Raw genomic sequence first — 26,946 nt, 5'->3', positions numbered from 1 at the left:
ATGAAATCTCGATCGGCTGCACAAAAAAACAAGCCCAAAACAAAAAAATCCGCACGTTTTTACAGTGACTCTTATGCCGACAATATGCTTTATGCGCTTCTTGTCCGCAGCCCCATACCGAACGGTACTATACGCTCTATAAATTACGATAGCCTTCCGGAAGGCTATGCATTATTCAGTTCACGCGATATTCCCAAAGAAAACAATATCCGTACTTTTAACACCGAATTTCCCGTTTTTGCTTCCGAACGTGTATCCTATTTGGGCGAACCGATAGGCATTATCGTTGGACCGGATATCGACAAATTACACTGCATTCGCGAAAACTTGGATATCGCTGCAACTCAAGCGTTTAAAACAACCAAAAAAAAAGAAAAAAGCGGCGAAAAAGATATATTGGCAAGCCGAAGCTTTAGTTACGGCAATTTTGAACAAGCGTGGGATAAAGCTCATATAAAAGCCGATAAATCCTACCGCTTAACTTTACCCTTTCCGTCCACTTCCGAAACCGACGGCGCTTTTTGCAGCTTTAACGGACAAAAATTAAGCATACATACGCCTACACGCTGGGAAAGTCATTTGCGGCGAAACATAAGTGCCGTTTTAGGCTGCGCTCAAGCGGATATCGAATTATATAAAACACCGCACCCGCTCAACAACACAAATTCACCATGGCACAATACCGCTTTAACCGTTCAATGTGCGCTCGCTTCTTTTTTAACCGAACGCCCGGTACTGTTGACGCTTTCCCGGAACGAACAATTACAATACATTGAACGGCCGCTTCCGGTAAGTATTAGGCACAAAACGGTTTTAAACAGCGACGGCTGTATTACAGCAGCTTCGGTGTACATCAGTGTGGATGCGGGCGCGTTTAATCCTTTTATAAGAACGCTTTTAGACAGGCTTGCGGTTTCATGTTTAAACATGTACCGCACAGAGCATGTTACAGTGGAAGCCTACGCATACCGTTCACACACCGCAGCCGGCGCGCCTTCAATGCAATGGGCGGACTATCACGGCTTTTATGCGGCGGAAGCTCAAATTCAAGAGTTGTCGCGCCTTTCCGGATTAAACCCGGCACAAATAAAATTACAAAATATTGAAAAGCCTGTAAAAAGCGCGCACAAAAATTTTCCTTTTTTCTTTGACACCGCAGCTGCCGTACAAGTTATCCAAGAAGTAATACGGCAAAGCGATTTTTACCGAAAGTACGCAAGCTATAAACTAACCGGTTTTAATCCTGCCGAATTGTTTTCTCCCGTTCCGCTTCGCGGTATAGGCATTGCATGCGCATACGAAGGAAGCGATTTTTTGGGCACCGATTTAAATTCAATGCGCCGCAGCCTTGAAGTTTCTATGGAAAAAGACGGCAGTGCCGTAATCCATGCGGACACGTCTTCGGAAACGGTACAAAATATTTGGAAAAAAACAGCAGCGCAAATACTTTCCATACCAGTTGAAGCGGTAAGCATCGAAAGCGATGCCGCTTTGTTTTCCGAAGCTGAAGTTCCGGAAACGCTGATAAGCAATATAAGCGTAATGACACAGCTTTTAAAAAAATGCTGCCATGCCATACAAAAGCTGCGTTTCCGCCAACCGCTACCCATTAAAGTAAAACGTTCGCTTACAGCGCCGAAAAAAGATATATGGGACCCCGATTCTTTTTGCGGTACCCCTTACTATACCGTTTCGTGGGCTGCCGCTGCGGCGGAAATTGAATTAAACCCTCAAACCTACACGTACACGGTGCGCAACATTTGGCTGAGCATAGACGGCGGCAATATTTTGCACGATTCAAAAGCGGAAGCTGCAGTACGCCAAAGTATCCGCCGTTTGTTTTCATGCTTTGAAGAGTTTCAAAACAGCCCCTTTCCCGCCGTATCGGTTAACTTTATCCCCAGCGGCAGCGAACCTAAGCAAATAGGCGATTTGGTGTTTAACGTGCTTCCTGCAGCCATAACCAATGCGGTATCTCAAGCGCTGCAAAGCAAAAATCTTTCTTTTCCGATAAAACCGAAAAGCTTGTACGACATTGCAATGGGAATAAAAAAGATAGGAGAAATCGATGCGCATACCGATAACCATAAACGGTAAATCAGTTATACTCGACAGCGATCCGGAACAAAACTTACTGTCCGCTTTGCGCCGCTTAAAATTATTTTCGGTAAAGTGCGGTTGCTGCCAAGGTTTATGCGCTTCGTGTACCGTACTGATCGGCGACAGGGCGGTATCTTCATGTTTAATTCCGGTTGCTTCGGTACGCAATCAGCAAATAATTACGCTTGAATATTTTAAACAAACTGAATCCTATACCGACATCATAAAAGGCTTTGAAAAAGCGGGTGTAAAACTGTGCGGTTTTTGTAACGCCGGACGCATTTTTACCGTACACGAAATACTTGAAACACAGCGCACACCGGACAGACAAAGAATTATTGAACGCATTCACTGTTTACCGTGTGTATGCACACGCGACGAATTGATGGCAAATGCCGTTACCGCCGCTGCCGACATACGCAGAAAAAGATTGGGGAGCACTAAGTATGGCTCAAGATAAAACAGTCGACGCTTTTTTTGTATCAAGCTTAAACGAAGCTTTACAACAGCTTAAAAACATCTCCGGTTTAAGCGTTCTTGCCGGCTGTACGACATGTCCGTCATACTGCGACGGCACCAAAATAAAACTGCCGCCTTCGGTGCTTTTTGTAAAATATGTACCGGAATTACAAGCCATAGCGCGAAAAGAACGATTTATCGAATTCGGTTCGGCGGTAACGCTTAACGCTATTTTAGATTTGGGAAAAAACCGAATCCCTTCCTTTTTTTACGATGCAGTTGCTTCGGTCGCTTTCCACAATGTACGCAATTTGGCAACCTTAGGCGGAAACATTTGCAAAGGCGACCATAAAATGTCTTTATACTCTCCGCTTTTAGCTATGGATGCGGTTCTTGAATTTAAAAGCTATGCGGAAACAAAACGTATAGCTATGTCCAAATTTACCGGCGTTCCCGATAAATTTTTGCTCACGAAAATTCACATACCGGTAGAAGATTGGTCTACCGCTTATTTTAAACGCTTGGGTCCCGCATATAAAATGAATGAACTTTCCGTTTCTTATACCTTTTTAGCCGATACTTCAAAAGGCAATATCGGCGACATACGCGCCGCTTTTTGCGGTCCCTTAGCCGTGCGCAGCAGAGAATTGGAAAACAGCGTTATCGGTTCACGTTTGCCGCTGGGAGAACGCGATATAGAAAGCTTTTTGGAAAAAGCCGCCGAAGTATACGAACAAAAAAAACAACAAAGCGAAAAGCCGGTTGCCCCTATTTTAAAAGAACAATATTTAAATTTGCTTCACCGCTCGCTTAAAAGGCTTACATAATCAGCATTGCATCGCCGTAAGAAAAAAAACGGTACTCTTGTTCCACCGCTTGACGGTATGCTTCCAATATGTACTCACGTCCGGCAAAAGCGCTTACCAGCATTAACAGCGTAGATTCGGGCGTGTGAAAATTCGTAAACATGCGGTCTACCGCGTGAAAAGTACAGGGCGGATACAAAAAAATACGGGTTGAACCGGTGCCGCTTTGCAAGGCGCCGTCTTTCCACGCTGCTTCCAAAGTCCGTACAGAAGTGGTGCCCACCGCTAAAACGCTTTTGCCTTCTTTTTTTGCCTGATTCACCGCTTGTGCCGTTTCGGGGCTTACCGTATACACTTCTTCGTGCATAACGTGAGCTTCAACGGTATCTGTGCGTACGGGCAAAAAAGTCCCCAGCCCCACATGAAGCGTTACCGTGCACAGTTCTACGCCTTTTTCTTTGAACGCATCCAGCATAGATTGGGTAAAGTGCAGCCCTGCCGTCGGGCATGCGGCAGAGCCTATATTTTTTGCATACACGGTTTGGTAACGCTGGGCATCTTTTTCAGTGTCGTTTCGTTTTATATAAGGCGGAAGCGGAATATGACCGTTACGTTCAAACCATGCTTCATCCAACATAAAGTGCTTTTCTTCGTTTGCAAAGCGGTTTGTTCCGTTTGACGGCGCACAATGCCGCTGCGACACCGACTGGGAAGCAGAAAGCGGCGGTTGCGGCTTTTCAAAAAAAAGGGTACGAAAAGCGCTGTTCTCCCCCTCAGGACAGCCTGCTATTGTACCGACCGTTCCGTCGGCAAACACAAATCTGTCCCCTATCCGCTTTTTTTTTGCCTGTTTAACCATAGCGCGCCACAAACGCTTTTGCCCGCCGTTCGGCTGACTGCCGGCACTGCCGGTGCCTTGTTGTCCCGCGCCGCCATCCGCAGCGGGCACTTGAGCGTCTTCGGCATCTACTTCATCGAGCAGTAAAAATTCCGTTTTTTTTGAAAGCGGCGCATTTTCCTTTTGCGCATAACAGCGCGAACGGCGCACTTTTGAATCGTTAAACACCATAAGCGTATCTTTTCCGATTAAATCAACAAGATTTTGCATGTGGCAGTGTTTAATGCTTTTATCGCAGCGGTTTAAAACCATCAACCGATCGTTGCCGCGTACCGCTGACGGATACTGTGCAATCAGTTTTTCCGGTAAATCAAAATAAAAGTCTTTCGTCAGCATGAGCGTATTTTCCCTGAAGTCCCAAATGTGTATAAGCTTTTTCCGTAGCCGTGCGCCCGCGCGGTGTTCTTTGCAGCAAGCCCGATTGTATTAAATACGGCTCATAATAATCTTCCAGCGTATCCACCGATTCGCCTATAGAAATGGCAAGCGTTTCGGCACCGACCGGTCCCCCGCCGAAATTTTCTATAATCGAGCGTAAAATTTCTCTATCGTAGCGTTCCAAACCCAAAAAATCTATTTCCAGCTTATCCAAGCCGCGCGCAGCAACATCTTTGGTAATGCGCCCGTTGCCTAAAATTTGAGCAAAATCGCGCATACGGCGCAAAATGCGGTTGGCGACACGGGGAGTACCTCGTGAACAATCAGCCATAACGTACGCCGCTTCGTCGTCGGCTTCAACATTTAAAATTGCCGCAGAACGGCGGATAATCGCCGCCAATTCTTCACGCTCGTAAAAGCTAAAACGCTGCACAATACCGAAGCGGCTGATAAGCGGACTGGAAACCATACCCGCTTTTGTAGTCGCGCCGACCAAAGTAAACGAGGGAATGGGAATGCGCACAGTGCGCGCGGCGGCTCCCTGCCCGATAACCCAGTCGAGTTCATAATCTTCCATAGCGATGTACAGCATTTCTTCTATGGCAGGTTTAAGCCGGTGTATTTCGTCTATAAAAAAAACCGTGCGCTCGCTTATGGTAGATAAAATGCCGGCAAGGTCTTTGGGTTTATCCAAAGCCGGCGCGCTGGTTACTTTAAAATCGGCGCCCAATTCGCGGGCGGTTATTTGCGCAAGCGTTGTTTTGCCCAACCCCGGCGGTCCTATTAAAAATAAATGATCCAAACTTTCGTTTCTGGTGCGCGCCGCTTCTATAAATACGCCCAAATTATCTTTTATTTTAGTTTGTCCCAAAAACTCGGTTAAAAATTTTGGGCGTAAATTAAGGTCGTTATCTTCATCCATGTTAACACCGGCTCTCAGCAATTGTTCGTCCATAATGCCCCCGCTATACCAATTCCACAATGGCGCGGCGGAACAATTGTTCTTCTTGAGCCGTTTTATTTTTAGTTGCAAAAGCCGTATCTTGCAGCAATTCTGCTGCCAATTTTTCAACCGTTTCTTCGCACAAGCGTTTTTCGTAGCCCATGTTTACCAAAGCGGCAACTACATCCGCCCATGCGGTATCGTTTTTTGAGCGCACTGCAAAACCGGTAAGCGCACCGTCTTCAAGATTTAACTTACCTTTGAGCGCAAGCATCATTTTTTGAGCCGTTTTTTTGCCTACTCCCGGAATCTTTTCGATACTGCCCATATCTTCGGCATCCAAAGCGGCTGCCAAAGCTTTAGGCGCAATCGCAGATAAAATACGGACCGCCGCTTTGGCACCGATTCCTTCAACTTTCATTAAATCCATAAATACCGAACGGTCAAAAACGGAAGCAAAGCCGAATAATTTTACGGCATCTTCGCGGTGGTACAGCCATGTGTACACCGTCGTTTTTTCGCCTACATTGGGCAAAAGGTCGAGCGAAGTAAGCGGAACGGTTATATCCCATTCCACCCCCTGCGTTTGAATATATATGTTTTGAGTAAGTTTTGCACTGATAATACCGGTTATACTGTTAAACACCGTTTTACTATAATCGTATTTTCACAAAAATACAAGATATTACAAACCGGCGCTAAGTGTTGCACAATGCGGCGCACACGGCAAACGGAAATCGGCTGTGTTTTATCCGGCAAAATACTTTATTTTTTTTCGAGTAAAAATAAATATTCTTTTACGTATTTACTGCGCTTGTTCAAATTGCGGCTCGCCCTAAAAGCATTATACGGACATTCGCTTATCGTCAATTTACCCTTTTTTTTAAGCAGCGCACACATACGCTCTTTTTTAATAAAACCTTCGGAATTAAACGAAATAAGCACAAATTTTGCTTTAAGCCGTTCTACAAGCTGCATAAGGTTTTTTTCGGCATTTTGTATTTGATTGTAAGATGAGCGGTTCCAATCCGTCGGAATACCGGATACGCGGCTGGGGTTGTGCGGTTTTGTGTTTTGAGCAATGAGGTTTAACATAAAATAGTTTGAACCGTAGGGGTGCTGGTTGTACGGCGGGTCCACATACGCAACATCAACTTCCGGCGCCGTAAGCGCAAGCGTATTTGCATCTTCTTGCTTTATCAAAGTTTCGCAGTCAAAATTGCTGAATACGGGAAAAGCAAGGTCTATATCTCCGGTAATGCGTTTAAGCGCATCGCCGTTTTTACCGCCGAACTGTCCAATTCCGGTTTCCCGGTTTTTATAAAAGCCTTTAAAAACTCCGGACGTATTTGCATGAACGGAAGCTTCCGCCAAAAGCGGAGCTATAAAAAAAGAGCGTATTTTTTCAGGATAGGTTTCGATGAGTGTTCGCGCCGTATCGATGTACAGTGCATTTCTTTTGGTATAAAAAACTCTATCTTTTTTGGTAATGCGTTTTTCATTTGCGGGGGCATACAGTTTTGCAATTATTCCCTTTTTCCATTCACCGGAAAATTCGCAATCGTCGAGTTCTTCTTTAAGCGCACAAAAATAACCGCGTAATTGCACCATATCGCGCTCGCTCGAATTCGAAAGGTAACATGTATTTATAATACGGGAATATAATTCCAAGTCGTTTGCCATTAAAAACGAAGCGCGTTTTTTTAAATAGCGCGATACAATTCCCGAACCCGAAAACACGTCGAACAAACGCATTTTGGGCACGTTCAAACGTTTTTGCACATCGTTCAAAGCGCTCCCGATAAAATCCAGCAGCGCGCGTTTATTTCCCAAATAGGTAATTAATTGTTCCGACAAATAGTTTGCATTTTCGTTTCCGTCTGCAGCTTCGTAGCCGGAAATAACTGAAGCGCTGTTTCTAAAAGGGTATAAACTCATATTTTGTATATCGGCATAAAAAAAAATACGATGAGAAAGATTAACGGACGCTGTGAATATGAGTAATTGCTGCAGCAAGCGCGTCTGCGGCATGATCGGGGCGCGGAATTTCTTTTAACCCCAAAAGCAATGCAACGTATTTTTGAACGAGCGCTTTATCGGCTTTTGCCGTACCCGATACCGATTTTTTTATACCGTTCGGCGAATATTCGGCTAAAGCGACTTTATTGCGCTCAAGACACAAAGTCAATACACCGCGCGCTTCGGCTACAAATAAAGCATTGGTTACATTTTTTGCAAAATACAAAGTTTCCATACTCGCTTCGTGCGGTTTATAGGTGTCCAAAACATTTTGCAATTGACCGTAAATAAGCGAAAGGCGTTCTCCGCGTTCAAGTTCTTTTGCCGTTTCTATAACGCCCCAATCGGCCGCCCGGTAGCGTGAATCGATATAGTCAACTACAGCCCAACCGGTAGAAGCCAAACCGGGATCTATACCGAGCACTCGGAATACCGCTTGCCGCCGCTGCACCGGTTTTTCACCCTTTGCTTCCTTATGAGCAAACGTCACAGAAACGGCAGGATCGGTCGAACAAGCCGTATGCTTTGTATACGTTCCGGGTATGGAAGTAAACGAAAGCGTTTTAGGCTTCTTCAAAGCCTTCAGGAATATCTATATTCGAGTACACGTTTTGAACGTCGTCATCTTCTTCCAATCTGTCGATAAGTTTAAGTACTTTGCGTGTTGTGTCGGCATCAAGAGAAGAATATGTATCGGGCACCATCGAAATCTCTGCGGAAACAGATTCGTAACCTTTGCCTTGCAAAAACTCGAGTACTTTTTCAAAATCGGCAGGATCGGTAGTAACGGTAATCACGCCGTCTTCTGCTGCAATATCTTCGGCACCCGCTTCAAGACCTGCTTCCATAAGTTCATCTTCGTTTACCGCTTCAGCATCGTATTCGATAACACCTTTGCGGTTAAACATATAGGACACCGAACCGGTTGCCCCCAAATTGCCGCCGCTTTTGGAAAAAATATTGCGCACGTTTGCCGCTGCGCGGTTGTTGTTATCGGTAAGCACTTCAACCAAAACGGCAACGCCGCCCGGTCCGTAGCCTTCGTAGATTTTTTCTTCAAAAACGGAACCGCCCAATTCGCCGGTACCCTTTTTAATTGCCCGTTCTATGTTATCTTTGGGCATGTTTGCAGCACGGGCTTTTAACATAGCGGTGCGCAAACGGGGATTCGACGAAGGATCTCCGCCCCCCATTCTGGCGGCAATCGAAATTTCTTTAATAAATTTTGTAAACAACTGCCCGCGTTTTGCGTCGGCAGCACCTTTTGCGTGTTTAATGGTTGCCCATTTACTATGTCCTGACATCCGAACTCCTATTATAATAGAAAAAATACGAATTATTATACCACGATGCACGCTTTTGTGTCAATTAAGGGGTAAAACAATGAACTTACTTGACACAAAAACGGGGGTATGATAATATCAATTGCGTTACGGCGGCATAGCTCAGTAGGTAGAGCAAACGGCTCATATCCGTTCGGTCATAGGTTCAAATCCCATTGCCGCTAAACTGGAATGCATAGCCGTCCAAAAACTTCAGTTTTTGGACGGCTTTATTAATGTTAAGTGCAATGTTTTAAATTAAGTCATTATGGAAAAAATAAGCGTAGGTATTTTAGGCGCAACCGGAATGGTCGGTCAGCGTTATGTGTATTTACTGGCAAATCACCCGTGGTTTGAAGTCGCTTATGTAGCTGCAAGCCCTCGCTCGGCAGGTAAAAGCTATGAGCAAGTCGTTGAAGGGCGCTGGCTTATCGGAAGCGATATGCCCGAAGGGGTACGCGGTTTAACCGTTGCGGATGCAAACGACGTAAACGCAGCGCAAGGCAAATGCCGCTTTGTATTCAGCGCACTTGAAATGGAAAAAGAAACGGTAAAACAATTGGAAGAAGCATATGCGGCAAGCGGCATACCGGTGGTGTCGAATGCAAGCGCGCACCGCTGGACGGACGACGTTCCCATGCTCATACCCGAAATAAATCCGCAGCATACGGACATTATCGCTTCGCAAAAACGACGTCGAGGCTGGGACAAGGGCTTTATAGCGGTAAAACCGAACTGCTCGCTACAATCCTATATGCTGCCCGTTTTTGCGCTGCAAAAAGCAGGCTATCCGGTAAAACGCATGATTGTTACTACGCTGCAAGCGGTAAGCGGCGCCGGCTATCCGGGAGTTTCTTCGTTCGACATGATAGACAATATCGTGCCGTTTATCGGCGGCGAAGAAGAAAAAACGGAAAAAGAATGCTTAAAGATACTGGGTACGGTTCAGCAAGAGCGCATAGTCAATGCGGAAAAACCTTTGGTTGCCGCCCACTGCAATCGGGTACCGGTTATCGACGGTCATACGGCATGCGTCAGTTTGGAATTCGATACGCCCGACAAACCCACGCTTGAACAAATCGAACATATTTGGACATCCTTTCGCTCGGCGCCGCAAAAATTGAATTTACCGTCGGCGCCGGTTCAGCCCATACACGTGCGCCGTGAAGCAAACAGACCGCAGCCCGTGCGCGATCGCGACACTGACAAAGGTATGGCGGTAACCGTCGGACGCTTGCGAAACTGCCCGGTATTCGACATCCGTTTTGTAGCTTTAAGCCACAACACCAAACGGGGTGCGGCTTTAGGCGGTATTTTAAATGCCGAACTGTTATACGCTCAAGGCTTTTTTAACTGATTTTATTCTTTATAATACAAGATTTTATTTTCCGCTGATTAACTTGTAAGCAAGCGATCCCGCTTTGGGAATTGAAGGCAAGTTGTCTTTGTCGAACCAGCGCGCATCGGCTATTTCGCTTTTTTGAATGCATATATCGCCGCTTTTCCATCGTGCGCGGAAGCCTACCATGAATTGGTTGGGAAACGGCCAGCTTTGGCTTGCCACATAGCGTATATCGCTTATTTCAATTCCCGTTTCTTCGCGCACTTCTCTTTGCACGCATTCTTCAAGGTTTTCTCCCGGCTCCACATAGCCTGCAAGACAAGTATATATATCGGTGTTGCGCTCGCGGTGTTTTGCTAAAAGCAGTTTTTCTCCTTTATATACTTGTACGATAATCGCAGGCGATAATGCAGGATACAATCTTTTGCCGCAAGCTGAACAAACAAGAGCGGTTTCGTCCTCGGCGTTTTTTAAAACTCCGGCACAAGCGCTGCAAAAGCGGCTGGAATCTTTCCAGTTAAGCAGCGCAAGCGAGCGGGCGGCAAGCCGTGCAAAGGGATAGTCCAAGGCAAAGATACTGCGAAGCGGAAGATAAAAAAAAGAAAAATCTTTAGAATCCTGCAATTCTTTTTCGGTACGGGCGGCGGTATAACCGTAATCACTGTCGTAAAACCATTCGTTTACAATTTTTTTATCAATAAATTGTGCGAATACGGCGGCAGCGGGCAGCTGCGGTGCATCTTTATTTTTACCGCACAAAAGCAATTTATCTTTGCAAAACAAAAAAATCTTTTTGCAATCCGTAATTTTTGCTTTATCTGTTAAAGCCATATCAGTACACAAAAGATGAAACAGGCATTGGTGTGCAGCCGGCTTCCAGTAGAGCATACAACAACACATCCAGTTTTGTATACATATCGCCGCCGTTTTGAGCGGGTTCTGCAGAACAAGATACAAGGATAACGCTGCCGTCTTTGAGTTGTGCGACTGTATTTTCTATAACTTTTGAAAAAGAAGGTGGTGAACTGTCTTTTTCATTGTAAAGCAAAGATATTATATTTTCCGGCATTTTGTAACCGGCTGCTTTGCCCGCCTCATCTATTTCCGCAGAGTAGCGTCCGTAGGGGGCATGCCAAAACAGTTTCATTTCTTCACCGGTAAGCGCATAAAATTCATCTTCGTTGCGTGCAAGACCGCGGCGGATAAAGCTTTCGTCCGAAGCAAAATCGGCAGAGAGCAAATCTGCTGCCGTATAAAACATCGACGCGCACTCGTGTCCTTTATTACAAATTGTACATACGGTGTCGGGAAAACGCCGTATAAATTCGCCGTTTATAAAAAACGTAGCGGATAAACCGTAGCGCGACAAAGTGTCTAAAATATAGGGAACGCCGGAGCGGTCGTCAAGCGCGTCGAAAGCAACGGCTACTCTTTTTTGCGGACGTCTTTCGGAAACAAACGAAGTAAAAAGCGGCAGCGTTTTTCCCAAGCCTTGCAAAGAACGCACGTACAGAACATTGGCATAGGGACCGTTTTCCCGTTTATCCGACATAATGCGCCGGTACGCATTTAAGCTGGCATTTTCGCGGGGTATAGCGGATGAAAAAACGCGCCACGTACCGCGCTCTTTGTCATATATAAACGTACCTGCCGAAACGGATGCTAAAACTCCCGTTCCGTCGGCATCCCATGCAAAGCGGTTTACCGACGATAAAAATAAAATATCCGCCGTATCGGCTTTAAAGTCCCACAAACGGACGGTTTCGCTGCCGCCGACATACAGCGAAAAATTGCTGCGCCATGCAAACGAAACTATCCGTTCGGCAGAATAAACCGCTTGCTTTTTGTACGTATTGCAATCGTACACGTACAAAGCACCGCCGGCTATAAACGCGATATTGCTGCCGTCCGGCGATAAAACAGGATTTTTTGCTCCTGCAGGAAGTTCCACCGGTGTAAAATACGGTTGCCTTCCGTTATCCGCCGCAGCTGTAAAGCGAGCATTTAACAAATAAGCACGGCTTTCTTTTTCTTCGTTTTGAGTAAAAAAGTCGATCCACAATACGGGAACACGCTCATCCGCAGCACGTGCGCCGGACGGATCCAAAGCGGAGCTTACACTGTTTCCAGAAAGTCCGCTGTTTGCTTGGTGAACGTTCAGCCACATTACATAAAAAGCGGCTGCCGTTCCGTTTACCGGTAAAAACGCCGTGTTATGCGGATACGAAGAGCTTTCAAGTTTAAAATAAAAAACATTCTTTTTGTTTTGTACAACTACAATGTGTTCTCCGGTTTCGTCAATCCAAAACAAATCCTGTTTACCGTTAAACGCCCAAGGCAAATGACCGCATAAATCTCCGTTTCCGAGAACGGCGGCGTATAAAGAGCGCGTATACAATTCGTCGGCGGAAACCGTAAAAACAGAATCTTTTTGCACATACATTAGTTTTTTATGCGATGCCCAGCGTACACATGCAATGTTTCCTTCTCCGATTGAACGGAAACGGTCTTCAAGAAAAGGCTCTGAAAAAGCTTTTTTAGGTTCTATAAAATACAAATGATCGTTTTTTTCGTATACAAGAAATTTCGAATCGGGCGACCACAATACGCGCGGCCCCGTAAAATCAAAATCGCATTGTTCGCTCAAAAGGTATTCTTGACCGGTTTTTGTATCGCCGAGCACAAGCTGTGCACGGGCAATTTCCGTTTTTTTAAAAAAACAAATCCAATTACCGTCGGGACTTAAAGCGGTTTCGGTAAGGATACCGCGGCTTCGGGCGCTGACAAAGGGCGAAGGTTTTAACACGGGATTATATGCAACCCGTTCCAATGACGCTTTGGCTGCCGAGTATATAAACACGCCGTCGCTGTTGCGCACTTGCAAAAAATTACCGTTTTGAAACGAATCCAGCTTTTGCGGAAAACAAGTTAACAGCTCCGGCTCTCCCTGTGCCGCTTGCACGGCATTTTTGTCGCTGCTTAAGCGGACAGTATATAAGTTTTTATGTGTGCCGCTTTTTTCCGTAAGCGCACAACTAAACAGCAAACCGTCGGATCCGTTTAAATCCACATCGGTAAAGGTAATGCGCGAAGGTAAAACATTTTCCGCCGCATAACAGATATATACGCACAGGGCAAACAAACATGCTAACACATACGCATACACCGTCTTTTGTATTTTCATACTTTCTCCGACAATTCAATAAAACGATTTAAATCCTGTTCCATTTCGTTTAGCGAACGGCTTATACTGTGTATGCGGTTACTCAGCGTTTCCGCTTCAAAAGCGTGAGTCTGCCCGTCAAAACCGTATAAACTTTCTTCTGCCGTACCGTTTTCCTGCAGGACAGGTTCGCCGGCGGAAAAAACCGCAGTTTCTCCGTTGATACGCGATAAGCCGCACCACGGGCAAAAAACATAAGCATTATCGATTGTTCTGCCGCAAAACCTGCACACCGCTACGCCTTGCATACTTTCCTCCGCTAAAATTTAAACACGTGCATGGGGTTAATCAATTTTCCGTCTTTGTATACGGAAAAATGTAAGTGCGCTCCGGTAGAATAGCCGGTGCTTCCCACATAACCGATAACGCCGCCCTGCCCTATATGCTGGGCACGCTTTACTGCCGACGATACCATGTGGGCATACAATGTTTGATAGCCGTTACCGTGATTTATAATAACGTAATTGCCGTACACGTTTGAATATCCGGCAGCGGCAACGGTTCCCGCCATAGAAGCTTTTATGGGAGTACCGTGCGGAACAACCAAATCGATACCCGTGTGAAACGTGCGCACGCCGGTAAACGGATCCATGCGCCAGCCGAATGCGGATGATATGCGCCAGCGCACGGAAAGCGGAGAGGCAAACAATTCGCCCAAAGCTTTTTTTAAATCGCTTCCGGCAAGGCGTGCTCCGGGAATAAACAAACGCTCACCCGCTAAAAGCACGGCAGAAGATAATTCGTTTACGTCCAAAATCTTTTCAAGGCTTACATCGTATTTTTGCGCAATCGAAGCCAAACTGTCGCCTTCTTTAACAGTATGCACAAGACCGTCTAAAGACGGAACGGTTAACTTTTGCCCCGCACGCAATAAACGGGCGTTTTTTATATCGTTTACCGCAATAAGGGTTGAAATATTTTTTAAGCCGAAACGCTTTGTTATGGAAGAAATACTGTCGCCTGCAGCAACGGTGTATTTTGCATAAGTTACCGGCATGCTGAACAGCGCGTCTTTTTCGGCATTGTCGGTAAGCGAAATATTGCCGTCCGCATCAAAATTTTCTCCTTTTGATGCTAAAGCAAAATTGCGCATTTTGCCGTTTAAAGCCGAAATATCGGTATTTTCCCGTTCGGCAAAAGTCAAACGTCCGGCAAAAGCGTAAGCATATTCAAATATATGCCCCGCAGCAGCAGTCGTACACACAAGCACACACACGATAAGTAAAGCCGTTTTTGCTTTATGCAGCATACCGGCTATTTGTTCCAAAGAAGCTACCGTGCGTTCTCCTGCAAAATGTACTTCTCTTTGCAAAAGCCTAAGCGGATTTTTGCGCGGATGCTGGGAGCGAAGCATGTCTTCTATAGTGAGCGTTCCGCATGAAGCGCACAAAGCGCGTTTGGGTTCAAAATAACTGATAATTTCCATATATCAACTATCGACATAAGCGCTTGTTCATATTAGAATATTACGTATGAAGATGCGTTTTTTTTTGCTTTCCGGTGTGTGTATCGGAATATTGCTTAAAATTTTTGCCGTCGATATTGTACGCGTTTCCGGAGAGTCGATGGCACCTGCACTAAAAAACGGCTCTTTTATATGCATAAATAAATTGGCGTACGGTATCGCTTTGCCTTTGCAATCCGTATTGCTTATACGGTGGGCAAAGCCGCATGCGGGAGAAATTATAACTTATGTGCACGACGGCAAAACGGTTGTTAAACGATGTGCCGCAACCGAAGGCACGGTACTGGAATTTTCATCCGGTTTTAAGTATAGTGTAACGGTGGGAGAAAAAGTGTATCCGCTTACAGAACGGCAATATCAGCGTATAAAATTCGACACGGTTGTACCGGAAAACACCGTATTGGCGATAGGCGACAACAGCGGTTTTTCGGTCGATTCGCGCGATTACGGCTTTGTTCCCATAGACGGCATACTGGGCAGGGCGGTACTGCGGTAATATGCGCTTAAACGGTTTTATTTCCAAAATACGAATTATCGTTTTTGCTTTAGTTTTTACGGCAGCGGCGCTGTACATTACCGTTGCATACGGCAAACTCGCTTTTACTCCGCCGGGACAAATCGTTTTAAAGCCGGAAACGCCCCGCCGCGGTTCCATTTTTGATAAAAACGGAAAACCGCTTGCCGTCCAAACCGATTTTTATCATATTGCCGTTACCCCCTCGGCAATAGGCGATATCGAATACTTTGCCCAAAGCTTAGCTGAAGCTACAGAACTAAGCCCTCAGCACATTACGGCTGCAATAAAAAGCGCCGCTTCCGATTTTTTATACTTAAAGAAAAAAATAACCAAAGCGCAAAAAACCGCCGTAGAAGACGTTATTAAAGCAAAATCTCTTGCAGGCATACGGTTTGACAAAATACCGGGCAGAGTATACCCGGAAAACGCCCTTGCTTCGCAAGTTATAGGTTTTATGGGAGATTCGGGCAACGGACTTTCGGGCATAGAATATTCTATGCAGCAAATACTTATGCCCAAACAAAATGAAAAAAACGCTTCGGGTAAAAACGTATTTTTAACCATCGACGCCAATTTACAGTACAAACTGGAACAAATAGCTTACGCTTCCATAAAAGAAACGCAAGCCGAAAGTTTTATGCTTATAGCATGCGAAGCGCACAGCGGAGAAATACTGTCGTATATCAGTTTACCTGCCGCAAATTTGAATTTTTACCCGTCATCTTCAATAGAAGAGCAAATAGACCGCCCCGCCGTATTGGCTTATGAGCCGGGATCCGTTTTTAAAATTTTTACCGCCGCTTCTTTTTTAAACTCCGGTGCGGTCGGCAAAAATGAAGTTTTTGTGTGCAACGGCCGCCATGAAGTACGCTCGGCAAACGGCGAAAAAGCGGTTATTACTTGTTTGGGAACTCACGGTCCGGTTACCGTGCGCGAAGCACTGCAATATTCATGCAACGACGCAATGGCACAAATGAGCGAAAAAATGGATTCAGAACGGTTTTTGCAAAGTTTGCGGAATTTCGGCTTCGGTTCCAGAACTGGAATAGAATTACCCTCGGAAACGCGCGGCTCGCTCAAATCGGTGAACGACCGTTATTGGTCGGTGCGCTCAAAGCCCACAATGTCCATCGGACAGGAAATCTCGGTATCGGCTTTACAAATCGTACAAGCAGCAACCGCTTTGGCAAATGGCGGCGTTCCGGTACAGCTTACGCTCGTATCAAAAATTACCGACAGCAGCGGCAACGAAGAATACCGTCATACCCCTTCGGAAAAAAAACGCGCCGTTTCCAAAGCAACGGCAGACTATATTTTAAGCTGTATGGAAACAACTGCGCGCTACGGCACCGGAACAAAAGCTGCTCTTAAAGACATTTCAATCGGAGTAAAAACGGGAACGGCACAAATGCTCGATCCGGATACCGGTAAATACAGTAAAACGGACTTTGTATCCAATTGCGCCGCCGTTTTTCCCATCGACCGTCCGCAAATCGTTTTATACATTGTTATTACAAAAGCAAAGGGTGAAACACTGTCAGGTCGTATAGTCGCTCCGGTTATTGCCGATGCCGCAAACGTCATTATCGACCACTTGGGTTTGGCGCGCGGCGGAGCTTCGTCTTTAGCGCACTCGGGGCGCATTACCTTTCAAACCGATAAACTTCCCGAAATCGGCGACACCCTGCCCGATTTTACCGGACTTCCCAAACGTTTGCTGACGCCGCTTTTAAACAGAAATGACTTGAACGTTATTATAAAAGGCGACGGCTGGGTAAAAGAACAAAAACCCGCTGCCGGTACGGCAGTTACCAAAGGAATGACAGTTGAACTCATTCTTGAGTGATTGCAGCTTGCAAAACTCGATTTTGGATAAAAACCTAAACGCCCTTAAACGGCGCTTCCCCGAACTTGCACAAAAACTGTGCGCTTATGCCGAAAACTTTAGCGGCAAAAGTACAGGCAGCGCTTCCGATGTGCGCAGCAGCGCAAAACAATCGTTTATCCCGCCCGATGTGATCATGTTCGAAGCAAAAAACGGAGAAATAAGCGCTTCATATAAAGACATATTGCTGCACTCGCAATACAATCCGTCTGCCGAAGCGGAAAGAACCGTAAGCACACAAGCGGCAGCCGATGCACATACGATAGTTTTTTTCGGTGCGTCGTTAGGCTACGGTCCGTGCGCAGCTTCGCGTATATACAAAGCACAGCCGCCTTATCAAGACGGCGAAAAAACCGTCGTCGTTATAGAACCGGATATTCTGCGCCTTTTGTGGGCTTTTTCCTTTATAGACTGGCAGGATTTTTTTGCTCTGCCCTCTTGCGTTCTTTTGCTCGAAGCGGATGAACAAACCGCAGTTACGGTATTGGAACACTACGGCTTTGCCGGCTGCGCCGTTATCGCACATAAAGCTGCAATCGCACACAATCAAAACTATTTTTTAACCTTGCATGCATTAATAGAAAAAAACAAAAACAAGCAAAGCATAAACGAACGTACTTTTAAAAAGTTTTCGCATTTGTGGCTTTTAAATACATGCAAAAACAGTGTATACACGGCACAATTAGACGGTATTATCCCTTACAAAAATAAAGCCGGCTCTTTAGATGCGTGCATTTTAGCAGCAGGAGCAGGTTTGGATGCTGTGCTTCCTTTTTTAAAGGAGCTAAAAAAACGCATGCTGCTTATTTGCGTCGACACCGCTTTGCGCGCGCTTTTAAAACACAACGTACAGCCGCATTTTATCGTTTTAGCCGACCCGCAATATTGGAATGCCCGCCACATAAGCGGCTTACACGCAAAGGAATCGATTCTTATAAGCGAAATCGCCGCTTACCCCAGCGTGTTCCGTTTTGACTGTAAAAAAATCGTATTATGTTCGTCGTTTTTTCCGCCGGGCGCATACATAGAAAACCTTGTAGAACAAAAAGGCAGCCTTGCTGCAGGCGGGTCGGTAGCTTCTTCGGCATGGGATTTTGCCCGCTTTATCGGGTGCACAAACATATATGCGGCAGGACTGAATTTAGGCTATTCGGAAGGAAAAACACACGCGAAAGGCAGCACGTTTGAAGAAGCCGCTCACTGCGTTTCAACAAAGTTACAGCCTGCCGAAACAAAAAGCGCCGGCATACTGTACGCTAACCCGCGTACAAACGGAAACACAAGCGTTTGCGATTATACGGGAAAACCGCTTTTAACCGATGCGCGCATGAGCTTGTATGCGTGGTGGTTTGAGCGCACCTGCGCTTTGTACGGCGAAGTGCACACATACAATTTATCTGCAAACGCTTGCGCAATACCGGGTATACCATTTAAGGATGTGCACGAGCTGTTGAATTTACCGGAAAAAGAAAACGATATACACGGCTTTTGTGCAATAAAAACCGGCACGGCAAAAACACAGCAAGAGCGCGAAAAAAAACTAAAAGCGGCGCTTAACGATTTATATAAAGCTTTGTGTGCGCTGTACAAAGCCGGAAGCGAAGCACTTGAATTGTGCGGCACAACGTGTACCGAGGATAGTCAATACGAGCGGATTTTACAGCGCTTGGACGAATTAGATAAAGCAATAAAAGAAAATAAAGCGGCACCGATAGCAAAGCTTTTAAGCGAACACTTTAGCTTCGAAAAACCGCTGCGCCGACGGCTTATATCTCCTGCCCTATGCGGATCGTGCAAAATACCGTACAGCCAAGCTGCGCAAAAAAATATAGAACAATCAAAGCCGGCATACCGGATTCTTACGGAAAACTTACGTGAGTATATGGGAGTTTTAGCTAAATACATGCCCGCAAAATCCGCTACGGACAATGTGTGATTCGGTTCGCACAATACAAAGTCCGTTGCCGGCAATACTAAAGCTTGCGCGCCGCCTTTAGCGGAAAACGGAGTAAAAAAAGTATAATTTTTTTATAAGAATGCTTAAGTTTTTTGACAAAGAACCGATACTTAATATGTAAGAGCTATATAAAGTAACGGTGAGTCATAAGACATCCAGACATCGTTGCCGCTCGTATAAAAGCTGAAAAACGATGTGCAGTTTTTCAGCTTTTTTTTACGAAAAAGCGGTATATTAGTTTTTACGGGAGAATCATGAATTCCTTTGCCATAGCCGACTTAAAAGCCGGAAGTTTTTTTACTGCAGATGCGATGCTCGACGACAAATTTATATTGCTTAACGGTTTAACACCGCTGACCGACGGTTTATTAAAAGCGCTCAAAGATTGGAGTTTTACGCAGATTTTTTCTTCCGGAAAAATAACGGGCGCCGGAATTGAAGCCGCACAAAAAACCGAAAATACAACCGCAATAAATCAAAATACGGCTGCAAAATCCGCAGCTGCCGTAAGTGAAAAAACAAAACTTTCCATAGAAGCGGCAGAAGAAAAAAATGAAGATATCGCCGCAATGGAAGATGTGCGGCTTCAAGCGGTAAAAAAAGGTTATCGGGAATACGAAAATTACATCAATCAAATATACACGCGTTTTGCCACACACAAAGAATTAAATCAGCAAGAAATAGCAAATGTCGTAAAAGACATGTGTACGTTTATTAAAGAAAACAAACGCTACGTATTACGCTTAAGCCCGTGGCTGAATTCAAAAAACAAAGACTTTCTTACATCGCATTCTATGTGTTCTACCGTGTTTGCCTTAACTATAGGTTTGCAATTACGTTTGCCTCCTGCAAAATTAATAGAACTGGGCATAGCTTGTATAGTGCACGAATTGGGAATGATACGGCTTCCGCCGCAATTATATATGAGCGAAAACCCGCTCAGCCTTGCGCAAAAAAAAGCCATCCATACCCATCCCATCCTTACATACAATATTCTTAAAGACTACGGCTTTCCGCTCAGCATTTGTCTTGCAGTTTTAGAGCACCACGAACGGGAAGACGGCTCCGGTTATCCGAGAAAGCTCGACGGCGATAAAATATCGATGTATGCAAAAATCATCAGCGTAGCTTGTTCGGTCGCCGCCATAACGGCGCCGCGCCGGTATAAAGAAGCCCAAACGATATATACGGCAATGGTTGAAATGCTTAAAAATATGGGTAATCAATACGACGAACGGATTATCAAAGCGCTGCTGTACAGCATATCGCTGTTCCCCATAGGCAGTTACGTACACCTTGAAGGCGGCAAAATAGGACTTATCGTCGACACCAACTCGCTCGATCCAAAAAATCCCTTTGTGCAAATACTTAACGAAACAGAAGAAAACGGCAAACCGAAAATTGTAGAAACCGGAGAATACGGCGTAAAAATCATACGCGTTTTAACGCAAGAAGAAACGGTTGACGTTGTAGCTTCGCTTAAAAAAGCTGCACAAGCTAAATAACTCAGTACGGATCGGGATACTCAAGCACCGTCCGCTTTTTCTTTTTCCGGTTCTTCCGGCTGTTCAAAGTAGATAAACGCTTGGCGGACAGTGTCTATCAAACGCAGCCTCTCATTATCCGTTACAGGCGCCGTATGTGCATAAACTCCCGCAAAGCGCACAAAATCGCACCTTATGCACACTTCGCACAAGCTTTCCATAGCAATATATGCTTTTTCCGAAGCGGTTCCGGCAAACAACGCACAAAAAGCCGCATACAGTTCCGAAGCCGTACATGCGCTAAACGGGTGTGCAAAGCGCCCTTCAAGATAGCGGCGTACTTCGTGTGACAAACGTTCGCAAAAAACGCTTTGCTCTATATCTTTTGAGCGTTCCAAAGACAAAAGCGTGCGGCATGCGCTCAAGTAATTGCGCGAAGAGAATATACGTTCAAAAAAAGAAATAACGGCACGGCGCACGGCAGTAAAACGCATAACAAGCACAACGGCAAGAGCACACAATACAAACGCGCATGCAACAAAGGCATATACAACATAGGTTGTGCCCGGAATGATAAGGGGAGCGGCGGAAGGGCGCAGTGTTTTTTGACCGGTTTTTTCGGCAGCAGATTGAATTGTTATCGGCGGAATATCGATTAGCAAAGGTTTTACCGAAAGGGTAAAAATATCGGATAAATCGAACGAAACAATATCGATTTGACCGGTTTGCCAAGGAATAAAAATAACGGACAGCACATACAAACCGTTTTCGGAAAACAAACGCAGCCGTTTTACCGTATAGTTTTGCGAATCGAATACCTGATTTAAAATATCCGCATTATCACTGTCCAAAACGCCGCCTGTTTGAAACAGTGAACCGTTCCATGCAAAACTAAAGCGTATTTCGGCTTCATCGCCTATGTATACGTCTTTAGGAATAAGCTGTACACGTTCAGCGGCAAAAACGGGCAAAGTGCATAAAGCCGAAAATAAAAGGGCGCACAAGCACAAGTACGGACACACGCGTTTGCATACGGACAGCGGACAAAACGAAAAAAAGCGTTTCACTTTTGCCTCTCCCGCGACGCAAAAAAACGTTTTAATTCATATACCGGATCTTCTTCTGTAGAAACGGTTAAAACTTTGACGCCGCTTCGGGCAAACAAAGCGTTGCGCCGTTCTGCACAGCGTTTGTTAAAGTCAGTCCATTCGCGCCGAAACGATGCAGAAGAAGTTGCAAGCGGCAGTTCGTATAAAGTTTCGCTGTCGCGGAACAGCAAAGTGCCGGATTTTGGCAATTCAAAATCCGAGCGGTCGCTCATGCAAACGGCGGCAACTTCGTGTTTTAAGCTTAAAAGCGACAGTTCTTCTTCATATCCTGCACAGCGGAAGTCGGATATAATCATTACCAACGAACGGTTTTTTAACAGTTTTGCCGCTCCGCGAAGCGCTTGTGCCAAAGCCGAACCTTGCACACGGCGCTCGGGAGCTTTACCTAAATTTGAAAACACGTACATTGCGTGTGCTTTGCCTTGTTTCGGCGCGGCGGAAAATATAATTTCGCCGTCGAACACTACCGCTCCTACAGGAGCATTGTTTTGCGCCGCTGCAAGCACAATCAAAGCAGCCGTTTCGGCAGCCGTTTCAAGGCGTGAGCGGCGCGCGCTTGTGCTTTCCATAGAAGAAGAAAAGTCTACAACGACAAATATTGTCAGCTCTCTATCTTCTTCAAACATTTTTACAAAGGCTTTACCCATGCGCGCCGTTACATTCCAATCTATCGTACGCACGTCGTCGGTGTCGCTGTACTCGCGCACTCCGGTAAAATCGATTCCCCTACCCTTGTACATAGAACGGCTGGAACCGCTTCTCATACTGTCTGAAAGTGACACGGAGCGCACATGCAAAGCCGAAGCTTTTTGTGCAAGAGAAAGAGAGTTCGGCAAAAAACCGTCAGACACGCTCATCGTTAGGGTACCGGCATAAGGGCAAGGATTCTTTTAATAAGTTCATCCGCGTCAATACCGTCGGCAGCCGCTTCGTAAGACAATATTAAACGGTGGCGCAAAACGGCGGGAGCTGCAGCTTTTACATCTTCGGGTAAAACAAAAGAACGCCCCGCAAATAAAGCTTGAGCTTTTGCACAGCGGCACAGCGCAATACCCGCACGCGGGGAAGCACCGAAGGCAATGTATTTAAGTATGTCGGGTTTTTCCCGATTAAAAGTTTGAGCTGAAGCACCCGGCATTTTTACTGAAGTTTGCAGTTTTGCAAACACATTTTTTTTATCCGGACGCGTTACGTTTACCAAAGAAACAATATAGCGGATAATATCGTCACCGCATGTAATTTGTTCCAAAAGCGAATGGCACAAAGCAATCGTTTCGGCGTTCAACACGCGTTTAACCGGTATTTGTTCGGCTTTTCCACCGCTTTTTATAATCGCAAGCTCTTCGTCGGCTGCAGGATAATCCAGTATTATCTTTAACAAAAAACGGTCGAGTTCGGCTTCAGGCAAATTATACGTGCCCTCCTGCTCTATCGGATTTTGCGTCGCCATAACAAAAAACGGCTGCGGCAAAGCAAGACTTTGCTCTCCTATCGTAACTTGCCGTTCCGCCATAGCTTCCAAGAGAGCAGACTGCACCTTTGCAGGCGAGCGGTTTATTTCGTCCGCCATTAACACATTGGTAAACACCGGTCCTTTGCGCACGGAAAAATGCCCCGAAGACTGCTCGTATACGAGGGTGCCGGTTATATCGGCGGGTAAAAGGTCGGGGGTAAATTGAATACGTTTATAATCGAGAGAGGCGATTTCGGCAAAGGTTTTAACAGCAAGCGTTTTTGCCAAACCGGGCACCCCTTCAAGCAAAATATGACCGTCGCATAGCAGCGCCGTTAAAATGCCGTCTACGGCGGCACTTTGCCCTACAATCCGTTTTGCAGCTTCATCGCGGCATGTTTGCAGCACATCACGGCAATATAAAAAATCTTTTTCGTTACTCATATTTTATCCTTAAAAATTTATACAGCTTCATTGACAGAGGCGGCGCTCAACGCTTATTATACCATATCATGATACATGCATTAGCACAAGAATTAAATGCCGTCCTTGACACTACCGCTTTGGGTCCGCTGCTTTCCGATTTGGGAAAACGTATTTTTTTTCCGAAAGGTATTATAGCACAAAGCGCCGAAGCTAAAAAGACGGCATATAAAGCGAATGCGACAACCGGTATGGCTTGTGTTTGCGGTAAAGCGGTAACACTTGAGCCGATACAAAAACATTTTACTTTTTTAAACGAAACAGAAACAGTAGCTTATGCACCGACGGCAGGCAACCAAAAATTACGGGAATTATGGAAACAAAAAATTATCGAAAAAAACCCTGCTTTAGCCGGTAAGAATTTCTCTTTACCGATTGCGGTTCCCGGCTTAACTGCCGGTGTTTCTTATTTGTGCGATTTATTTATAGACGAAAACGACGTATTAATAGCAGGCGATCCTTCGTGGGACAATTATGCTTTGATTGCAAAAGCAAGGCGGAATGCGCAATTTTTACAATTTCCTTTGTTTTCAGGCTCCGGTTTTAATATAGACGCGTTCCGCGCCGTTATGAACGAAGAAAGCAAAATGGGAAAAATCCGCGTATTGTTGAATTTTCCCCACAACCCGTCCGGTTACTCGCCTACAGCGGAAGAAGCGCAAACTATTTGCGCTATAATTAAACAAGCTGCACAAAAAGGCGCATGCGTTATGGTGTGGTGCGATGATGCATACTTCGGTTTTAACTACGAAAAAGAAACGGAAAAACAATCGCTATTTGCTTTTTTAGCGGATATACATGAGCGGGTAATTGCGGTAAAAATAGACGGGCCCACAAAGGAAGACTATGTGTGGGGCTTTAGAACCGGTTTTTTAACTTTTGCCGGCAAGGGCTTAACCGATATCCACTACGAAGCGCTTTCAAAAAAAGTTATGGGTATTATACGTTCTTCGGTTTCTTGTGCGGCAACGCCTTCACAATCTATTATATTACAAGCACTTATGGAACCGAACCTTGAACAGGAAAGGCAAAAACTGTATAAACTGCTTGAAAAACGCTACCGCAAAGTCCGCGCTTTTGTCGATTTAAAAAAAAATCATCCCGTATTGGAACCGCTTCCCTTTAATTCGGGTTATTTTATGAGTTTTCACTGCAAAACGGTGAGCGCCGAAATTCTGCGCCAAAAACTGCTTAACCAATACGGCATCGGAACAATCGCCATAGACAACGAAACGCTGCGCATAGCTTTTTCGGCTATCGACGAAAATCTAATAGAAGACGTGTATACTGCGGTTTACCAAGCTGCGGAGGATTTGGCACATGAATAAACGTAGATATAAAATCATAGCAAACGCTTTGCGCTTTTTACTATGCATCGCTTTGTATTTGAGCGCGCTCGGCTGCAAAGGCTCTTACGAAGCTGCCTATGAGCATCCGGTTGTTTTATGGACAAATCAAAGCGAATTTGCCGCTTATGCTGAATTATTTAATACGCTGAGTAAAGATATAAAAGTATTGGTTGTATATAAAGAAAATCCTGCAGATATGTTTCCGCCGGCAAAAGATGAAGCTTTGCCCGACATTGTTGTAGGGCCGTGGTTAAAAAACCGGCGTATCCGGAAAAATTTTATGCCGCTCGATTATTTGTTCGACGATCAGCTTATTAAACGGAATATTTTTTATCCGCAGCTTTTAAAAATAGGAAGCGCAAACGGCAAACAATATTTGCTTCCGGTAAGCTTTAATTTAAATGCGGTTATTTTTTCAAGCGATTACGCCGATTTAATCCCGAATAACTATATGCTCACTCCCGACCAAATACGTGAAGCAGCAGGTCAATTAAATAAAAAAAATAAAAACGGCGTATACACGTCCATGGGTTTTGCCCCCGGCTGGACTGCTGAGTTTTTATATCAAACGGCAAAACTGTACGGCGCCGACTTTTCCGAAAGTTCAAACCGCCGCGATTCTTTTTATTGGAATCAAAATGCACTGGACGAAGTGGTGCATTATCTTCGCGATTGGACGCAAACGGTAAACACATCTACTGTCGCCGAAAACGATTATAAATTCAAATATTTGTATAACCCGCGTATAAAATGGGTAACCGAAAAACAATGCTTATTTGCATGCATGGACAGCAACAAATTATTTACCGTACCTCAAGAAAAACTGAACGGCGTCGATTACCGCTGGATTCAAAAAGACAACCGGCTGCCGATTACCGACAATATGATTTCTATGGGCATGTATAAGTATTCTAAAAACCGTACAGCTGCGGAAATATTTATGATATGGTTTATGAACGAAGAAAATCAAAACGCTATGCTTGAATGGCGTTTTGATTTGAATTTATACACGGGTTCTTTCGGTATTGCAGGCGGTTTTTCTTCCATACGCAGCGTAAACGAGCGCATATTTCCGGTTTTTTACCCCGCCTTGTTGGGTAATTTGCCCGATGCAAACTACCTTTCCACCCCGAACATTTTGCCGGCAAACTGGGAAGAAATTAAAGAAGTTGTTGTACTGCCCTATCTTTTTTCGGCAGTAAATACGAGCGTTAAAGAACATCCTAAAACAATGGAGCAGTTCATAGCCGATTGGAAACGCCGCTCATATTAATAATTTTTGCTAAATTCATTTTTATTTTATCCGATATTTTAAATGGAGGATAATATGATTTCGGCACTCGGCGATTTACACGGTCTTGCTCAAACACGCTACACATCCGATGCGTTTTCACAGTTACCGTCCAGCGCAGCCGGAAAAGTACACGTACCGGTAGCCCCTTCCTTGGTAATTTACAGCCAATTTAAACATGTATCGGGAATTCCTGCAAGCGACGGTCAAAGCGGCGTAAACATCGACAAAATTTCCATTTTGAACGCATTAATAGAACGTTTGTCTCACATAAAACAAACACCGATTCGTTCTTCGGAAGTTTCACATTTAACCGAAAATCAAATCGATTCACTTATAAAAGATTATCAAAGCCGTATTCAAAACGTTGTCAACATTGCAAAAAGCAATCCCTACGTACTGCAGGGTTCGGGAATGCCGCAAACGGGCGCAGTATTTTCCATAGCGGTATAAAAACGCAGTT

Annotated in this window: 24 protein-coding genes and 1 tRNA gene; 12 read left to right on the top strand and 13 right to left on the bottom strand. The window is 45.1% G+C overall.

Going from position 1 to position 26,946, the window contains the following annotated elements; genetic code table 11:
* The 3 genes from HMPREF9193_RS07820 to HMPREF9193_RS07810 are packed head-to-tail and all read left to right on the top strand — an operon-like array spanning position 1 to position 3,386.
* A complete protein-coding gene (locus tag HMPREF9193_RS07820; protein ID WP_021687568.1) occupies positions 1–2,097 on the top strand; it encodes a xanthine dehydrogenase family protein molybdopterin-binding subunit in 2,097 nt (698 codons plus the stop codon).
* Positions 2,069–2,560: a (2Fe-2S)-binding protein gene (locus HMPREF9193_RS07815; RefSeq protein WP_021687567.1), complete on the top strand. Its 492-nt coding sequence runs from the start codon at positions 2,069–2,071 to the stop codon at positions 2,558–2,560. Before HMPREF9193_RS07820 ends, HMPREF9193_RS07815 begins: the two co-directional genes overlap by 29 nt.
* The gene (locus tag HMPREF9193_RS07810; protein ID WP_040847939.1) at positions 2,547–3,386 is read left to right on the top strand and encodes an FAD binding domain-containing protein; all 840 of its coding nucleotides are present in this window, start codon (positions 2,547–2,549) and stop codon (positions 3,384–3,386) included. The genes HMPREF9193_RS07815 and HMPREF9193_RS07810 overlap by 14 nt, the downstream gene beginning before the upstream one ends.
* Here HMPREF9193_RS07810 and queA read toward each other — a convergent pair.
* The 6 genes from queA to HMPREF9193_RS07780 form a co-directional block, all read right to left on the bottom strand.
* Complete coding sequence (gene queA / locus HMPREF9193_RS07805) at positions 3,379–4,599, bottom strand: tRNA preQ1(34) S-adenosylmethionine ribosyltransferase-isomerase QueA (protein ID WP_021687565.1); 1,221 nt, start codon at positions 4,597–4,599, stop codon at positions 3,379–3,381. The genes HMPREF9193_RS07810 and queA overlap by 8 nt on opposite strands.
* Entirely contained in the window at positions 4,574–5,596 is a 1,023-nt protein-coding gene (gene ruvB / locus HMPREF9193_RS07800) for a Holliday junction branch migration DNA helicase RuvB (protein WP_021687564.1), read from the bottom strand. Before ruvB ends, queA begins: the two co-directional genes overlap by 26 nt.
* 10 nt (positions 5,597–5,606) lie before the next feature.
* Positions 5,607–6,230 carry a Holliday junction branch migration protein RuvA gene (gene ruvA / locus HMPREF9193_RS07795; RefSeq protein WP_021687563.1) on the bottom strand — a complete coding sequence of 208 codons (624 nt, stop codon included), beginning with the start codon at positions 6,228–6,230 and terminating at the stop codon, positions 5,607–5,609.
* Positions 6,231–6,349: 119 nt separating this feature from the next.
* Entirely contained in the window at positions 6,350–7,522 is a 1,173-nt protein-coding gene (locus tag HMPREF9193_RS07790; protein ID WP_021687561.1) for a DNA adenine methylase, read from the bottom strand.
* A gap of 40 nt (positions 7,523–7,562) precedes the next feature.
* Positions 7,563–8,054, bottom strand: a complete 492-nt coding sequence (gene ruvC, locus HMPREF9193_RS07785; RefSeq protein WP_040847999.1) for a crossover junction endodeoxyribonuclease RuvC — start codon at positions 8,052–8,054, stop codon at positions 7,563–7,565.
* A gap of 112 nt (positions 8,055–8,166) precedes the next feature.
* Complete coding sequence (locus tag HMPREF9193_RS07780) at positions 8,167–8,907, bottom strand: YebC/PmpR family DNA-binding transcriptional regulator (protein WP_021687559.1); 741 nt, start codon at positions 8,905–8,907, stop codon at positions 8,167–8,169.
* Positions 8,908–9,037: 130 nt separating this feature from the next.
* Between HMPREF9193_RS07780 and HMPREF9193_RS07775 the strand changes: the two genes are divergently transcribed.
* Both HMPREF9193_RS07775 and asd read left to right on the top strand, forming a co-directional pair.
* Positions 9,038–9,110: transfer RNA gene (locus HMPREF9193_RS07775), tRNA-Met, on the top strand.
* A gap of 83 nt (positions 9,111–9,193) precedes the next feature.
* Entirely contained in the window at positions 9,194–10,282 is a 1,089-nt protein-coding gene (asd, locus tag HMPREF9193_RS07770) for an aspartate-semialdehyde dehydrogenase (RefSeq protein ID WP_021687558.1), read from the top strand.
* Between the two features lie 24 nt (positions 10,283–10,306).
* On the opposite strand, the gene nudC is transcribed toward asd, so the two are convergent.
* From nudC to HMPREF9193_RS07750, 4 genes are read right to left on the bottom strand one after another with little or no spacing between them, the layout of a single operon-like run.
* Entirely contained in the window at positions 10,307–11,098 is a 792-nt protein-coding gene (gene nudC, locus HMPREF9193_RS07765) for an NAD(+) diphosphatase (protein ID WP_021687557.1), read from the bottom strand.
* A gap of 1 nt (position 11,099) precedes the next feature.
* Positions 11,100–13,451, bottom strand: coding sequence for a polysaccharide deacetylase family protein (locus HMPREF9193_RS07760; RefSeq protein WP_021687556.1), 2,352 nt, complete (start codon positions 13,449–13,451; stop codon positions 11,100–11,102).
* Positions 13,448–13,738 carry a zinc ribbon domain-containing protein gene (locus HMPREF9193_RS07755; protein WP_021687555.1) on the bottom strand — a complete coding sequence of 97 codons (291 nt, stop codon included), beginning with the start codon at positions 13,736–13,738 and terminating at the stop codon, positions 13,448–13,450. Before HMPREF9193_RS07755 ends, HMPREF9193_RS07760 begins: the two co-directional genes overlap by 4 nt.
* Positions 13,739–13,749: 11 nt before the next feature.
* Positions 13,750–14,916, bottom strand: a complete 1,167-nt coding sequence (locus HMPREF9193_RS07750) for a peptidoglycan DD-metalloendopeptidase family protein (RefSeq protein ID WP_021687554.1) — start codon at positions 14,914–14,916, stop codon at positions 13,750–13,752.
* 46 nt (positions 14,917–14,962) lie between these two features.
* Here HMPREF9193_RS07750 and lepB point away from each other — a divergent pair, with 46 nt between their 5' ends.
* From lepB to HMPREF9193_RS07730, 4 genes are all read left to right on the top strand, one after another.
* Entirely contained in the window at positions 14,963–15,451 is a 489-nt protein-coding gene (gene lepB, locus HMPREF9193_RS07745; RefSeq protein WP_021687553.1) for a signal peptidase I, read from the top strand.
* Between the two features lies 1 nt (position 15,452).
* Positions 15,453–17,318, top strand: coding sequence for a PASTA domain-containing penicillin-binding protein (locus HMPREF9193_RS07740; RefSeq protein WP_021687552.1), 1,866 nt, complete (start codon positions 15,453–15,455; stop codon positions 17,316–17,318).
* Positions 17,299–19,293 carry a motility associated factor glycosyltransferase family protein gene (locus tag HMPREF9193_RS10880; RefSeq protein WP_156882483.1) on the top strand — a complete coding sequence of 665 codons (1,995 nt, stop codon included), beginning with the start codon at positions 17,299–17,301 and terminating at the stop codon, positions 19,291–19,293. The genes HMPREF9193_RS07740 and HMPREF9193_RS10880 overlap by 20 nt, the downstream gene beginning before the upstream one ends.
* Positions 19,294–19,568: 275 nt before the next feature.
* Entirely contained in the window at positions 19,569–20,819 is a 1,251-nt protein-coding gene (locus HMPREF9193_RS07730) for an HD-GYP domain-containing protein (RefSeq protein WP_021687550.1), read from the top strand.
* 20 nt (positions 20,820–20,839) lie between these two features.
* Here HMPREF9193_RS07730 and HMPREF9193_RS07725 read toward each other — a convergent pair whose 3' ends face one another.
* The 3 genes from HMPREF9193_RS07725 to HMPREF9193_RS07715 are packed head-to-tail and all read right to left on the bottom strand — an operon-like array spanning position 20,840 to position 23,804.
* Positions 20,840–21,865 carry a hypothetical protein gene (locus HMPREF9193_RS07725; protein WP_040847938.1) on the bottom strand — a complete coding sequence of 342 codons (1,026 nt, stop codon included), beginning with the start codon at positions 21,863–21,865 and terminating at the stop codon, positions 20,840–20,842.
* Positions 21,862–22,764, bottom strand: coding sequence for a DUF58 domain-containing protein (locus tag HMPREF9193_RS07720; RefSeq protein ID WP_051306041.1), 903 nt, complete (start codon positions 22,762–22,764; stop codon positions 21,862–21,864). Before HMPREF9193_RS07720 ends, HMPREF9193_RS07725 begins: the two co-directional genes overlap by 4 nt.
* A gap of 2 nt (positions 22,765–22,766) precedes the next feature.
* Positions 22,767–23,804 (bottom strand): AAA family ATPase, encoded by a 1,038-nt coding sequence (locus tag HMPREF9193_RS07715; protein ID WP_021687547.1) that lies wholly within the window; start codon positions 23,802–23,804, stop codon positions 22,767–22,769.
* A 68-nt stretch (positions 23,805–23,872) separates the two neighbouring features.
* On the opposite strand from HMPREF9193_RS07715, the gene HMPREF9193_RS07710 reads away from it, so the two are divergent.
* From HMPREF9193_RS07710 to HMPREF9193_RS10875, 3 genes are read left to right on the top strand one after another with little or no spacing between them, the layout of a single operon-like run.
* Positions 23,873–25,171 carry an aminotransferase class I/II-fold pyridoxal phosphate-dependent enzyme gene (locus HMPREF9193_RS07710; RefSeq protein WP_040847989.1) on the top strand — a complete coding sequence of 433 codons (1,299 nt, stop codon included), beginning with the start codon at positions 23,873–23,875 and terminating at the stop codon, positions 25,169–25,171.
* A complete protein-coding gene (locus HMPREF9193_RS07705; RefSeq protein ID WP_021687545.1) occupies positions 25,164–26,465 on the top strand; it encodes an ABC transporter substrate-binding protein in 1,302 nt (433 codons plus the stop codon). Before HMPREF9193_RS07710 ends, HMPREF9193_RS07705 begins: the two co-directional genes overlap by 8 nt.
* A gap of 54 nt (positions 26,466–26,519) precedes the next feature.
* Positions 26,520–26,936 (top strand): hypothetical protein, encoded by a 417-nt coding sequence (locus HMPREF9193_RS10875; protein WP_051306040.1) that lies wholly within the window; start codon positions 26,520–26,522, stop codon positions 26,934–26,936.
* Positions 26,937–26,946: the final 10 nt, after the last annotated feature.

Origin of the sequence: Treponema lecithinolyticum ATCC 700332 (genome assembly GCA_000468055.1) — a bacterium.
In the GTDB taxonomy this organism is placed as follows: Bacteria; Spirochaetota; Spirochaetia; order Treponematales; family Treponemataceae; genus Treponema_C; species Treponema_C lecithinolyticum.
The sequence above is the reverse complement of the archived record's forward strand: the minus strand, read 5'-3'. Positions and strand labels throughout refer to the sequence as shown.